Here is an 11,903-nt window from a genome sequence, read left to right as displayed (position 1 = left end):
TTGCACAAATGGAGCGAAACTCGGTTTTGGGCGGCCCGAAACACGGTTTGATAAGCAGGCCGCGGCCCGCCTAGCGTGGAAACCGGCGCCGGAAGAGATCATCTTCCGGGTCGCCTCGCGGGGCACTACCCAAGCCCCGTACCCCTCGACACAAAGGCGTCCTCGATGACGCCTGCGCGTTGTCGGGAACGCCGGAGTTTCGGGAAAAGGGCATATGCCCGTCTTCCACGAATGGTCTTACTCCGCGAGAAGAGCAAAAAATGCACAAGCACCCCAACACACCCCGGATGCTGCGGTGGCGCCCCGCCGCCGCAGCACTGGCAGCGGCCGTGGCGGCCTCTGCCTTCCTTGCGGTTCCGTCGGCCCAGGCCAACGAACCCGCGGACCCGCCCGCCGCTGAGCAGATGCCTGCCCCCACCCCCGGCTTCCCGCTGCCCACCGATCACAGCCAGAAGGCCTACGACCCGGCGGCGGACTTCACCTCGAAGTGGACCCGCGCCGACGCCAAGCAGATCATGGCGCAGAGCGATTCCACAGTGACGCCCGGCCAGAACTCCATGAGCCCCGACGTCACCATGCCGGAAATCCCCGAGGATTTCCCCGCCATGAATGACGACGTCTGGGTCTGGGACACCTGGTCCCTGACTGACGAGAACGCCAACCAGATCAGCTACAAGGGCTACGACGTCATCTTCTCCCTGGTCGCCGACCGGCACGCCGGCTACGGTTTCGACCAGCGCCACTGGAACGCCCGGATCGGTTACTTCTTCCGCAAGACCAACGCCGACCCGGCCAAGGACAAGTGGAACTACGGCGGACACCTGTTCCTGGACAACACCTCCATCGGCAACACCGAATGGTCCGGCTCCACCCGCCTGATGCAGGGCAACCACGTCAACGTGTTCTACACCGCCACCACGTTCTACGACGTGGCCGAGCGGAACGCCGGCGGCGGCGGCATCGCGCCGGACGCAGCCATCGCCAAGGCGCTGGGCAACATCCACGCCGACAAGAACGGCGTCACGTTCGACGGCTTCCAGCACACCAAGCTGCTTGAGCCGGACGGCAAGATGTACCAGAACAAGGCACAGAACCCGGGCTTCGCCTTCCGCGACCCCTACACGTTCGCGGACCCGGCCCACCCGGGCAAGACCTTCATGGTCTTCGAAGGCAACACCGGCGGTAAGCGCGGCGAATACGAGTGCAAGCCCGAGGACCTGGGCTACAAGCCGGGCGACCCCAACGCCGAGAACCTCAACGAGGTCAACAGCAGCGGCGCCTACTACCAGACCGCCAACGTCGGGCTGGCCGTGGCGGACAACAAGGACCTGACCAAGTGGTCCTTCCTGCCGCCGGTTCTCTCCGCCAACTGCGTGAACGACCAGACTGAGCGTCCGCAGATCTTCATCCAGAACGAAGGCGGAAAGAACAAGTACTACCTGTTCACCATCAGCCACCAGTTCACCTACGCAGCCGGCATGCGTGGACCGGACGGTGTCTACGGCTTCGTCGGCGACGGCGTCCGTTCCGACTACCAGCCGATGAACAACAGCGGCCTGGCCCTGGGCTCACCGACGGACCTCAACCTCCCGTCCGAGTCCCCGGAGGCTCCCACCCCGAACCAGAACGGCCGCCAGTTCCAGGCCTACTCGCACTACGTACAGCCGGGCGGCCTGGTGCAGTCCTTCATCGACAACGTGAACGGCGTCCGCGGCGGCTCACTCTCGCCCACCGTGAAGATCAACTTCCGTGACGGCGTGTCCCAGGTGGACCGCAGCTTTGGCAAGAACGGCCTCGGCCCGTTCGGCTACCTGCCCACCAACCTCAAGGTTGGCGGCGAAGGTCTCTACAAGTAACACCGCCGGGTAGCTTCACACCCGCAGCAGCAGGGGCGTCCGGAATTATCCGGACGCCCCTGTTCCTTTTTGTGCCTCTTATTTTGTACCTCTTATATACGGATGCATCTGCGGCCGAAAACGGGAAGCCTGCCTCGTTCAAGGGGAAGCGTCAGCAGTCCCGCATGGAATCCCGCACGTCATCCGGGCTAGACTCGCACGCCGGGGACAGAACGCCAATGCCGCCAGCTGCCGGAACGGAGCGGGCGGCGCAATCTCAACCAGAAAAGTGACTTTTGAAAAACCTTGCACGCCCTCTGACCGCAGCCGCCCTCTTTGCCGCACTGGCACTCACCGCATGCTCCGCACCCGAAGCCGGCAGCGCGCCGTCGTCGTCCGCTCCCGCAACCGCCACGGCAACGGCGACACCCAGCAAGAGTTCCGGGCCGTACGGGGACTTCCCTTCCGCAGCGGAGGCGTGCACCACCATCTCCCAGCAGGCCACCGGCGCCTCACTGTTCCCGCTCTCGGCCGCCCAGGGCAAAACGGCGGAACTGGAGCAGCTCAAGGCTGAGCTCAGCGAAACCGCCGAACGGGTTCCGGACGAGCTCAAAGCCGATTTCGCCAACCTCAACGATGTAGCCGTCGCCGGGTTGAGCGACCAGACGGTGTACTCGAGCGGAAAGTTCGACGCCGCCATGACCCCGGTTACGGCCTGGCTCGCCGCCAACTGCAAGTAGCGGATTTCGGCTCAGCAATTTCCACTGGCGTTCAGCCGCTTCCCCCGGCCAAGGGATAGGGTGGTGTTCAAGAGAAGGGGAGTGCCTGATGGAATACCAGAATCCACATCCCGCGCCGGGGGCCCACGCTGAACCAGGCAGTGCCCTGCCGGCCGGCACCGGACGTACCGTCATTTCCGAAACGGCAGTTGCCAAGGTAGCCGGCATCGCCGCCCGCGCCGTGCCGGGCGTCTATTCGCTCGGCACCGGACCGTCCCGTGCCCTCGGAGCCATCCGGGACGCCGTGGGCAGCTCGGACCACGCCGCCGGAGTCCACGCGGAAGTCGGCGAGACGCAGGTGGCAGTGGACATCAACCTCGTTGCCGTCTACGGGACGCCGTTACACTCCCTGGCGGACCAGGTCCGCGCCGCCGTCTATACCGCCGTGGAAGAGCTCGTGGGCCTGCAGGTCATCGAGGTCAACGTGGAGATCAACGACGTCTACGTGGCAGGTCCGGCAAAGCCCGGCCTGCCCGTGGAAGCCCGGACTGAAAAGGAGGCCATCCAGTGAACCTGACCGTGGTGGGAATTGCAGTGGGCGCCTTCGTGGCCTTTATGTCGTTCCAGTTCGGCGTCTGGGGCTTCCTGGTTTCGCTGCTGTTCATGGGGATCGGTGCCCTTCTTGGCCGCGCCGCGGAAGGGAAACTTGACCTGCGCAGCGTGTTCGATGCCATCACTGGCCGGCGCTCGTCCTCATGAGCAGCGCGGCCGGAACCGTGGCCGGTGGCTCCGTGATGGCCGGACACAACCGCATCAGTACGCAGGCGCTCACCAGCCTTGCCAGGGCGGCTGCCGCTGAGGCCCTGGGGGTCCCGGCGCACGACGTCCGGGCTGACTGGTCCGACGACGACGGCCTGCTGGCCTTGTCGCTCGTCCTGCCTATCAGGATCCCGCCATTAACAACGGTCCTGCGCGATCCGGGCCGCGTCGCCGGATTCGGCGGATCCATCTGGGAGCGCGCCGTTGCGGCCAAAGCCGTCATCCTGCACCGCGTTGCGGAACTTAGCGGGGCGCAGTTGAGCCGGGTCGACATCCGGATCAGCGGCGCCGCCATCAGCGAAGGGGGAAGGGTCCAGTGAACGACGCAACGGACGTCCGCCCAAAGGGCAGCCACTCCGCGGGTCACGGCGCGGATACCGCCTCCGCTGGCCCTGCCGCGGATTCCCGCGGCACCGGAATGCGGCGGATCCTGGACCGCGAAACGCGCTCTTCCCGGGCCGGAGTGTCCGGCATCGCCGCGGTCCTGGTGGTGCTCCTGTGCGGTTACGGTCTCCTCGAAGCTGCGGTGCGCGCCATCGGGCAGCCGCCGTGGCTCATCGATCCGGAGACTGCGGCGGAGCGCATCGTCGCCCTCCCGCAGGGCATACCACCCCTGCTGCTCGGTGTCATCGGAGCCGTCACGGCCATGGTGGGGCTGTTCTTCTTCCTCAATGCGGTGCTGCCCGGACGGCGGGCCAGGCACCTGCTCTCGGATCCCCGCGCCGGAGTGGTGGTTGACGACGAAGTGATCGCCTCCGCGCTTGCCCGCCGTGCCCGCCTGGCCGCGAACGTCACCCCGGAACAGGTGATGGTGGTAGTTTCGCAGCGGCAGGTAACCGTCAGCGTGCGTCCCACGTCCGGGGTGCCGGTCAGCGAAAACGCCGTCCTGGCGTCGGTGCTGGAGGAACTGCGGGAGATGGCCCCCGCTCCCATGCCCGAAGTACGCGTCAGCGTGGCCACGTCCGGGGTGATCGGGGCATGAACAACACCCCCAGAGTACTTAACCGGATCCTGATCGGAATCCTGGGCCTGAAACTGCTGGTCATCGGACTGCTCCTGGTCACGCTGGCCACCGTGCCGGCCGCGGGACCGTGGTGGCAGCAGTGGTCCGCCGGCGTGTGGAGCGGAATGAGCCAGCTCTTCCAGCACACCGGAGTTCCGGGCCGTGAGGAAAGCTGGCTGTGGGCCGTGCTCGCACTGCTGTTGGTCGGGGTCATTGCCGCGATGATCGCGTGGGTGGCTCAGCAGGGCAAAGGCCGCTCCGGCCTGATTGTCGCCGAGGACGACGCCGGCGATTTCCCCGGCAACGTGCGGATCGGCGGCGGCGTGGCCGAACAGGCGCTGCGGGCGGCATTGGCCGAACGGCAGGACCTCGCCGGCGCCATGGTAGCCACCTACGAGATCCGCGGCGAGCCCGCGTTGAAGATCCGGCTGCAGCCGCGCCACGGTGTGGCCCCGCACCTCCTTGCCGCGGATGTTTCCGCCCTCGTGGAGGCGCTGGACGCCGTCGTCGGCAAACGCACGCCAGTGCTGATCCACATAAGTGCGGGTGCCCGTTCACGGTTCAGCCGGGCCGAACGCGTCCGCTGACACGCGGGCCCGGCCGCAGGGCCCAAGCCCGGCAGGGCCCAAGCGCGAAAAGCCCGAACGCAGCAGGGGCTCCGTTCCGGAAGGGAGCCCCTGCTGCCTTGTGCGGGAGCTGTGTGCTTGAGCCGTGTGCTTTAGCCGGCGAGGAGGTACGCGGCGGAGTTCGGTGCCAGCTTCCGTGCGCCGGCCAGGTCCGTCTTCGCTTCGGCGTCGCCACCCGTCACAGCATCCGGCATGCTGGCCAGGGCGACCCGGTATCCGTCCGGCAGCGGGGCTGCGGCAATGCCCATGTTGGCGATCACCAGGACGTCCCCGTTGCGGAAGGCGAGGACACCGTCGGCGGGCTCGTGCGAAGCTGCCCAGACGAAGCTCCCGGCGCCCAGCCGGTGTTCGCGGCGGAGGGCCAGTGCCGCACGGTACAGCTCCAGGGTGGAACCGGCGACGCCGTCCTGACGGTCCGCGGCCAATACACCGAACGACTCGGGCTGGGGGAGCCAGGGGGCGGCCGGCGCGTTGGCTGCTCCTGTTCCGGCTCCTGTTCCTGTTCCGGCTGCCGACGCGAACCCGTAGCCCGGTTCCCCGGACTTCCACGGAAGCGGGACACGGCAGCCGTCGCGGCCGCGTTCCACGCCGTTGGTCCGGAAGAACGTGGGGTCCTGGCGGGCTTCGGCCGGGACGGCGGTGTGCTCGGGTAGGCCCAGTTCCTCGCCCTGGTACAGGTAGGCCGAACCCGGGAGGGCCAGCGAAACCATGGTGGCGGCCCGGGCACGTGCCAGGCCCAGTCCGGCGTCGGGCTGCTCATCCTCGGCGGCAATGCCCTTCGGGAACGTGGTGGGGTCCTTGAGCCCGAAGCGTGTGCTATGCCGGACGGTGTCGTGGTTGCTGAGCACCCACGTGGTGGTGGCACCCACGGTGGCGGCAGCGCGCAGTGAAGCCTCAATGGCCACGGCAGTCCGTGCGGCATCCCAGCCGGCCAGCAGGAAGTCGAAGTTGAATGCCTGCTGCATTTCATCCGGCCGGACATACCGGGCCAGCCGCTCGGCCGGCTCCACCCAGGCCTCGGCCACCAGCATGCGGTCGCCGTCGTATTCGGCCAGCACCCGGTTCCAGTCACGGTAGATGTCGTGGACGCCGTCCTGGTCAAAGAACGGCGACGGCGGATAGAGCGGCGAGACCGGCTGGTGCCCGTCACCTTCGCCGGCTGTGGCTGCGGTGACGGCGGCGCCGCCGGCAGCGGCAGGGGCAGTGCTACCGGCGGCAGCAGCGTGGGCGCGGTGCGGTTCCTCCGCTTCGGTATGGCCGCCGTGGGCATCGCCGGGTAGTTCGGTGGCCCCTTCCACCATGGCCGCGGAGCCTTCCCAATCGGGCAGTCCCGCTTCCTTGACCATGCCGTGGGCCACGTCCACGCGGAACCCGTCCACGCCGCGGTCCAGCCAGAACCGCAGCACCGAGCGCATTTCCTCCTTGACCTCGGCGTTTTCCCAGTTCAGGTCCGGCTGCTTGGTGTCGAACAGGTGCAGGTACCATTCGCCGGGCGCGCCGTCGGCCTCCGTCACGCGGGTCCAGGCCGGGCCGCCAAAGATGGACTTCCAGTTGTTCGGTGCCAGGTCGCCGTCGCCGGAACCGGGAACTGAATCCTTGCCGGGCCGGAACATGTACCGGTCCCGTTCACGGGACCCCGGGGCCGCTGCAAGGGCCTCCTGGAACCAGGCGTGTTCGTCCGAGGTGTGGTTGGGGACCAGATCAACGATCACCTTGAGCCCCAGGCCGTGAGCTTTCTGCAACATTTCGTCGAAGTCCGCCAGGGTGCCGAACAGCGGGTCCACTTCGCGGTAGTCGGCGACGTCGTACCCGGCATCGGCCTGCGGTGACTTGTAGAAGGGGGACAGCCAGACGGCATCAACCCCGAGCTTGTGCAAATGGTCCAAATGCGCCGTAACACCGCGGAGATCGCCCATCCCGTCCCCGTTCGCGTCGGCGAAGGACCGGGGGTAGACCTGGTAAACAACGGCGCTGGCCCACCAAGCCTTGATCGAGGAGCCGGCAGTGGGGACTGGGCTGTATGCCACAGATATCCTTTCCATAAACTTCGGTGTAAACGCTTGCATTTCTCACCGCAACGTTACTAGTGTGATGGGCACCACTTCAACCGCACCCCCGATCTTGCTCGACACTCAGCGAGGAGTCTCTTTTTATGAAATCCCCTAAGTTCCTTTTGCCGGCCGCTGCCGCCGGCGTACTGGCGTTAACCCTCTCCGCCTGCGGTGGCGGAGGCGGCACCACGGGCGGCGGAGGCGGCGGCGACGCCGAACAGGGCCTCGACGGCCGCGGCCCCATCACGTACGTCCAGGGCAAGGACAACAGCAATGTTGTCCGTCCGCTGGTCGAAAAGTGGAATGCGGCCCACCCGAATGAGAAGGTCACTTTCAAGGAGCAGACCGACCAGGCCGACCAGCAGCACGATGACCTGGTCCAGAACTACCAGGCGAAGAACGCCAACTACGACGTCGCCAGTGTCGACGTTGTGTGGACTGCTGAATTCGCTGCCAAGGGCTGGCTCCAGCCGCTCAAGGACAAGATGGCAGTGGACACGGCGGGCATGCTGGCTCCCACTGTTGAAGCCGGTTCCTACAAGGGCACCCTGTACGCGGCACCGGTTTCCTCCGACGGTGGCATCCTCTATTACCGCAAGGACCTTGTTCCTACGGCGCCCACCACATGGGCCGAAATGATGGAGATGTGCTCCATCGCCAAGGCGAACAACATCGGCTGCTACTCGGGCCAGTACAAGCAGTACGAAGGCCTTACGGTCAACGCGTCCGAGGCCATCAACTCTTTCGGCGGCTCTGTCCTGGACAAGGACGGCAAGCCCAGCCTCAACACGCCCGAGGCCAAGGAAGGCCTTGAGAACCTGGTGAAGGCCTTCGCCGACGGCAACATCCCGAAGGAAGCCATCACCTACCAGGAAGAGGAAAGCCGCCGCGCGTTCCAGGACGGCAACCTGCTGTTCCACCGCAACTGGCCGTACGTCTACAACCTGGCCACCACTGAAGGATCGTCCAAGGTCAAGGACGTCCTCGGCATGACAGCGCTCCCGGGCAAGGACGGCCCCGGCGCCTCGTCACTGGGCGGACACAGCGCAGCCATCAGCGTGTACTCGAAGAACAAGGCCACGGCCCATGACTTCGTGAAGTTCCTGGTCGAGGAAGAGCAGCAGAAGTTCTTCGCCACCCAGGGCTCGCTGGCCCCCGTGCTCGGCGACCTGTACGAGGACAAGGAACTCGTGGCCAAGCTGCCGTACCTGCCGGTGCTGAAGACCTCCATCGAGAACGCCGTGCCGCGTCCGGTTACGCCGTTCTACCCGGCCGTCACCCAGGCCATCCAGGAAAACTCCTACGCAGCACTCAAGGGCGAAAAGTCGGTGGAACAGGCTCTGTCTGACATGCAGAAGTCCATCGAAACCGCCGGTGCGGGATCGTAGTTTAGCCATGGCAACCGAATTGGGCCCGACGCCGGTCAAGTCACCGGCGTCGGGCGGTACCCCGGTCCACCACGGCCCCAAGGGCGTGGGCGAGGACAACAAGATCCTGAGCCAGGGCAAATGGGCTTCCTGGCTCCTTGCCCCCACCGTCATTGCCTTGGCAATGGTGATCGTTTACCCGATCATCAGTGCCATCGTGATGTCCTTCCAGAAGGACGCCGGACTGGATCCCGTCACTGGGCTGTTCACCGCCGGCGGTCCGGCGGGCGTCCAAAACTATGTCAACTGGATCGCGCAGCAGTGTGCGGCTCCCGGCGGCGGAACTGTCGCTTGTCCTCCCGGAACCCTCGGTGCACAGTTCTGGTCGGCAACGGCAACCACGTTCCTCTTTACTGTCATCACGGTGACGTTCGAGACAATCCTTGGCTTCTGGATGGCCATGATCATGGCCCGCACGTTCAAGGGCCGCAGCCTGGTCCGTGCGGCTGTCCTGGTGCCGTGGGCCATCCCCACCGCCGTCACCGCGCAGCTGTGGCTGTTCATCTTCGCCTTCGAGGGCATCGCCAACAACCTGTTCAACGCCAGCATCCTCTGGACCGGCAGCGAATGGCCGGCCAAATGGGCGGTGATCATTGCCGATACGTGGAAAACCACGCCCTTCATGGCGCTGCTGATCCTGGCCGGCCTGCAGATGATCCCGGCCGAGGTCTATGAAGCGGCCAAGGTGGACGGCGCCACTGCCTGGCAGCGGTTCCGGCTGATCACGCTCCCGCTGGTAAAGCCTGCCCTGATGGTGGCCGTCCTGTTCCGTACCCTGGACGCTTTGCGCATGTTCGACCTGCCCTACATCCTGACGGGCGGTGCGAACAACACCACCACACTGTCCATCCTGGTGATCAACCAGATCAGGCAAGGGTTCAACGCGGCCGCGGCGCTATCCACCATCACGTTCATCATCATCTTCATCGTCGCCTTCATTTTCGTCCGCTTCCTGGGCGCCAATGTTGTGGAACAAAGCGGCGCCACGGGTAAGGGGAAGAAATGAGCACCGGGACAGCCCTCCGTGCCGAACAGGACAGGGGCCGCAAGGCCTCCCAGAACCGCGAAAAATGGGCACAGGGGCGCACGTACATCAGCGCCGCCGTGATCCTGATCTGGTGCCTGGCGCCCGCGTACTGGATGGTGGTGACAGCGTTCAGGGAAGTGGGCTTTACCTACGACACCTCGCTGCTGCCAACCCACGTCACGCTGGACAACTTCATCACCGCGTTCGACACCTCCTTTGGCAACAGGTTCGGCCAGGCGCTGATCAACAGCATTTTCATCGGCGTCACGGTGACGGTCATCTCGCTGCTGATCGGCGTGTTCGCCGCTTACGCCCTGGCGCGCCTGAACTTCCGGTTCAAGTACCTGGTGCTGGGCTTCATCCTGGGCGCATCCATGTTCCCGGGCGTCGCGCTCATCACCCCGCTCTTCCAGCTGTTCACCAACATCGGCTGGATGGGCACCTACCAGGCGCTGATCATCCCGAACATCTCGTTCGTGCTGCCGCTGACCGTGTACACCATGACGTCCTTCTTCCGCGAAATGCCGTGGGAGCTGGAGGAATCGGCCCGCGTGGACGGCTGCACCCAGGGGCAGGCGTTCCGGAAGGTGATCATGCCTTTGGCGGCGCCGGCCATCTTCACCACGGCCATTCTGGCGTTCATTTCCTCTTGGAATGAGTTCCTGATCGCCAGCCAGCTCTCCAGCGACGCGACCCAGCCGGTGACGGTGGCCATCGCGAGCTTCGCCGGGGCACAACCGAACCAGATTCCGTACACGGCCATCATGGCCGCCGGAACCATCGTCACCATTCCCTTGGTGATCCTGGTCCTGGTCTTCCAGCGCAAGATTGTTGCCGGCCTCACCGCCGGCGCCGTCAAGTGATCCGTCAAGTGACAGGTACGGCTATGGGCGCGGAACAGAACCACGGACGGGTCCGCAGTGAACACAAGCGGGCCCGCTCCGGGGAAGATTTCGACATCATCATCGGATTCCTGGGGTTCTGGGCCGTCGTCCTGCTGGTGGTTACCGTCTGGATGGAGGTGACCGCCCAGCCGGCCCTCGGCTGGGCGCTGGGCCTCTTGGCCACGCTGCTGGCGCTATACGGGATGGTACGGGTTCGCCGCAGGCTGCCCGCCAGGACCGCTACGCGTAAGAAATAGGAGCTGATCAAGAGCTCAACGGCTGAGCGGAATAGACTGGTTTGTTGCCGCAGAACACCAGGTAGCAAGACTCTGCGGACAGCTGACAAGGGGAAATACCGTGGCACGCACATCTGACAGGGCTCAACGGGGCGGCCATTCCGGCGTCAGCATTGAGGATGTTGCCGCAGCCGCCGGGGTTTCCACCGCCACCGTCTCGCGCGCAGTCCGCGGACTGCCCAGGGTTTCACCGGCCACCCGGGAAAAAATTCTCGAGGTGGCCGGTGCCTTGGGCTACGTGGCATCCTCGTCCGCCTCGGGGCTGGCCACCGGGCGGACCAAGACCATCGGTGTGCTGGCGCCGTTCGTGAGCCGCTGGTTCTTCTCGAAGGCCATCGAGGGCGCGGACCGGGAATTGCACGCCCGCCAGTACAACCTCTCGCTGTTCAATCTGGGCGGGCACGGCAGCAACCGTGAGCGGCTCTTCAGCAAGACCATGGTCTACAAGCAGATCGATGCCCTCCTGGTGCTTTGTATGGCGCTGACGCACGACGAAATCGAGCACCTGCAAAAAATCGACATTCCCTTGGTGGTGGTCGGCGGCCACGTGGAGGAGTGCCCCTACATCGGCATCGATGACTACGCTGCTGCGTCCACCGCCGTGCGGCACCTGATCAGCCTGGGCCACAAGGACATCGCCCTCCTGCATGGCGACGACGAAACCGACCTGAACTTCGACGTTCCCCGTGTCCGCATCAAGGCGTTCCAGGACGTCATGGCCGGATCCGGGCTGACGGTACGGCCGGAATGGGATGAGTGGGGCGACTTCACGGTCCGCAGCGGGCAGGATGCGTTCACCCGGATGTGGGCCCGGCCCGGGCCGAAACCCACCGCAATCTTCTGTGCGTCGGACGAGATGGCCATGGGCGTGATCTTCGAAGCCTACAAAGTGGGCGTCCGCGTGCCCGAAGACCTGTCCGTCATCGGGATCGACGACCACGATTTCTCGGACGCCATGGGACTGACCACCGTGCGGCAGCGGCCTGACGAACAGGCTGAACTCGGCACCAAGATGCTGCTGGATGAGCTTGACGGTGCCATCGGTTCGGTCCACTCGACGGTAGCGCCGCACCAGCTGATCGTCAGGAGAACGACGGCGCCGCCCCCTTCCCGCGGACAACGCCAGCTAAAAGCCTAGGTGTATTGTCCACGGACGTTAGGAACGTGCGGCGTGGTTAGGTGACAAAAAGAAGACCTCCGAGTGGAGTGGGGCTTG

The 11,903-nt window shown here is 65.4% G+C and carries 13 protein-coding genes; 12 read left to right on the top strand and 1 reads right to left on the bottom strand.

Going from position 1 to position 11,903, the window contains the following annotated elements:
* The first annotated feature begins 260 nt into the window (after window positions 1–260).
* The 7 genes from CXQ91_RS09590 (at window position 261) to CXQ91_RS09560 (ending at window position 4,963) form a co-directional block, all read left to right on the top strand.
* Window positions 261–1,856, top strand: a complete 1,596-nt coding sequence (locus tag CXQ91_RS09590; protein WP_104173704.1) for a glycoside hydrolase family 68 protein — start codon at window positions 261–263, stop codon at window positions 1,854–1,856.
* A gap of 275 nt (window positions 1,857–2,131) precedes the next feature.
* Entirely contained in the window at window positions 2,132–2,575 is a 444-nt protein-coding gene (locus CXQ91_RS09585; RefSeq protein WP_104173703.1) for a hypothetical protein, read from the top strand.
* 88 nt (window positions 2,576–2,663) lie between these two features.
* The gene (locus CXQ91_RS09580; RefSeq protein WP_104173702.1) at window positions 2,664–3,125 is read left to right on the top strand and encodes an Asp23/Gls24 family envelope stress response protein; all 462 of its coding nucleotides are present in this window, start codon (window positions 2,664–2,666) and stop codon (window positions 3,123–3,125) included.
* Window positions 3,122–3,313, top strand: coding sequence for a hypothetical protein (locus CXQ91_RS09575; RefSeq protein WP_104173701.1), 192 nt, complete (start codon window positions 3,122–3,124; stop codon window positions 3,311–3,313). Before CXQ91_RS09580 ends, CXQ91_RS09575 begins: the two co-directional genes overlap by 4 nt.
* A complete protein-coding gene (locus CXQ91_RS09570) occupies window positions 3,310–3,693 on the top strand; it encodes a hypothetical protein (protein WP_104173700.1) in 384 nt (127 codons plus the stop codon). The genes CXQ91_RS09575 and CXQ91_RS09570 overlap by 4 nt, the downstream gene beginning before the upstream one ends.
* Window positions 3,690–4,355: a DUF6286 domain-containing protein gene (locus CXQ91_RS09565; protein ID WP_104173699.1), complete on the top strand. Its 666-nt coding sequence runs from the start codon at window positions 3,690–3,692 to the stop codon at window positions 4,353–4,355. Before CXQ91_RS09570 ends, CXQ91_RS09565 begins: the two co-directional genes overlap by 4 nt.
* Window positions 4,352–4,963 carry a hypothetical protein gene (locus CXQ91_RS09560; RefSeq protein WP_104173698.1) on the top strand — a complete coding sequence of 204 codons (612 nt, stop codon included), beginning with the start codon at window positions 4,352–4,354 and terminating at the stop codon, window positions 4,961–4,963. Before CXQ91_RS09565 ends, CXQ91_RS09560 begins: the two co-directional genes overlap by 4 nt.
* Window positions 4,964–5,094: 131 nt before the next feature.
* On the opposite strand, the gene CXQ91_RS09555 is transcribed toward CXQ91_RS09560, so the two are convergent.
* Entirely contained in the window at window positions 5,095–7,044 is a 1,950-nt protein-coding gene (locus CXQ91_RS09555; protein WP_374953644.1) for a glycoside hydrolase family 13 protein, read from the bottom strand.
* A 110-nt stretch (window positions 7,045–7,154) separates the two neighbouring features.
* Between CXQ91_RS09555 and CXQ91_RS09550 the strand changes: the two genes are divergently transcribed.
* From CXQ91_RS09550 to CXQ91_RS09530, 5 genes are all read left to right on the top strand, one after another.
* Complete coding sequence (locus CXQ91_RS09550; RefSeq protein WP_104173696.1) at window positions 7,155–8,441, top strand: ABC transporter substrate-binding protein; 1,287 nt, start codon at window positions 7,155–7,157, stop codon at window positions 8,439–8,441.
* A 7-nt stretch (window positions 8,442–8,448) separates the two neighbouring features.
* Window positions 8,449–9,486, top strand: a complete 1,038-nt coding sequence (locus tag CXQ91_RS09545) for a carbohydrate ABC transporter permease (protein ID WP_104173695.1) — start codon at window positions 8,449–8,451, stop codon at window positions 9,484–9,486.
* A complete protein-coding gene (locus CXQ91_RS09540) occupies window positions 9,483–10,370 on the top strand; it encodes a carbohydrate ABC transporter permease (RefSeq protein WP_104173694.1) in 888 nt (295 codons plus the stop codon). The genes CXQ91_RS09545 and CXQ91_RS09540 overlap by 4 nt, the downstream gene beginning before the upstream one ends.
* Before the next feature lie 23 nt (window positions 10,371–10,393).
* Entirely contained in the window at window positions 10,394–10,648 is a 255-nt protein-coding gene (locus CXQ91_RS09535) for a hypothetical protein (RefSeq protein WP_104173693.1), read from the top strand.
* Between the two features lie 100 nt (window positions 10,649–10,748).
* The gene (locus CXQ91_RS09530) at window positions 10,749–11,825 is read left to right on the top strand and encodes a LacI family DNA-binding transcriptional regulator (RefSeq protein WP_104173692.1); all 1,077 of its coding nucleotides are present in this window, start codon (window positions 10,749–10,751) and stop codon (window positions 11,823–11,825) included.
* The last annotated feature ends 78 nt before the right edge of the window (window positions 11,826–11,903 follow it).

The sequence above is a fragment of the Arthrobacter sp. Y81 genome (genome assembly GCF_002929335.1).
In the GTDB taxonomy this organism is placed as follows: Bacteria; Actinomycetota; Actinomycetes; order Actinomycetales; family Micrococcaceae; genus Arthrobacter.
Note: the sequence above shows the minus strand (reverse complement) of the source record. Positions and strands in the feature narration are given on the sequence as shown.

Coding starts and splice junctions, on each gene's coding strand:
- CXQ91_RS09570 (WP_104173700.1), top strand. CDS start 3,310: ATGAGCAGCGCGGCCGGAACCGTGGCCGGTGGCTCCGTGATGGCCGGA.
- CXQ91_RS09550 (WP_104173696.1), top strand. CDS start 7,155: ATGAAATCCCCTAAGTTCCTTTTGCCGGCCGCTGCCGCCGGCGTACTG.
- CXQ91_RS09535 (WP_104173693.1), top strand. CDS start 10,394: ATGGGCGCGGAACAGAACCACGGACGGGTCCGCAGTGAACACAAGCGG.
- CXQ91_RS09560 (WP_104173698.1), top strand. CDS start 4,352: ATGAACAACACCCCCAGAGTACTTAACCGGATCCTGATCGGAATCCTG.
- CXQ91_RS09540 (WP_104173694.1), top strand. CDS start 9,483: ATGAGCACCGGGACAGCCCTCCGTGCCGAACAGGACAGGGGCCGCAAG.
- CXQ91_RS09545 (WP_104173695.1), top strand. CDS start 8,449: ATGGCAACCGAATTGGGCCCGACGCCGGTCAAGTCACCGGCGTCGGGC.
- CXQ91_RS09590 (WP_104173704.1), top strand. CDS start 261: ATGCACAAGCACCCCAACACACCCCGGATGCTGCGGTGGCGCCCCGCC.
- CXQ91_RS09555 (WP_374953644.1), bottom strand. CDS start 7,044: ATGGAAAGGATATCTGTGGCATACAGCCCAGTCCCCACTGCCGGCTCC.
- CXQ91_RS09580 (WP_104173702.1), top strand. CDS start 2,664: ATGGAATACCAGAATCCACATCCCGCGCCGGGGGCCCACGCTGAACCA.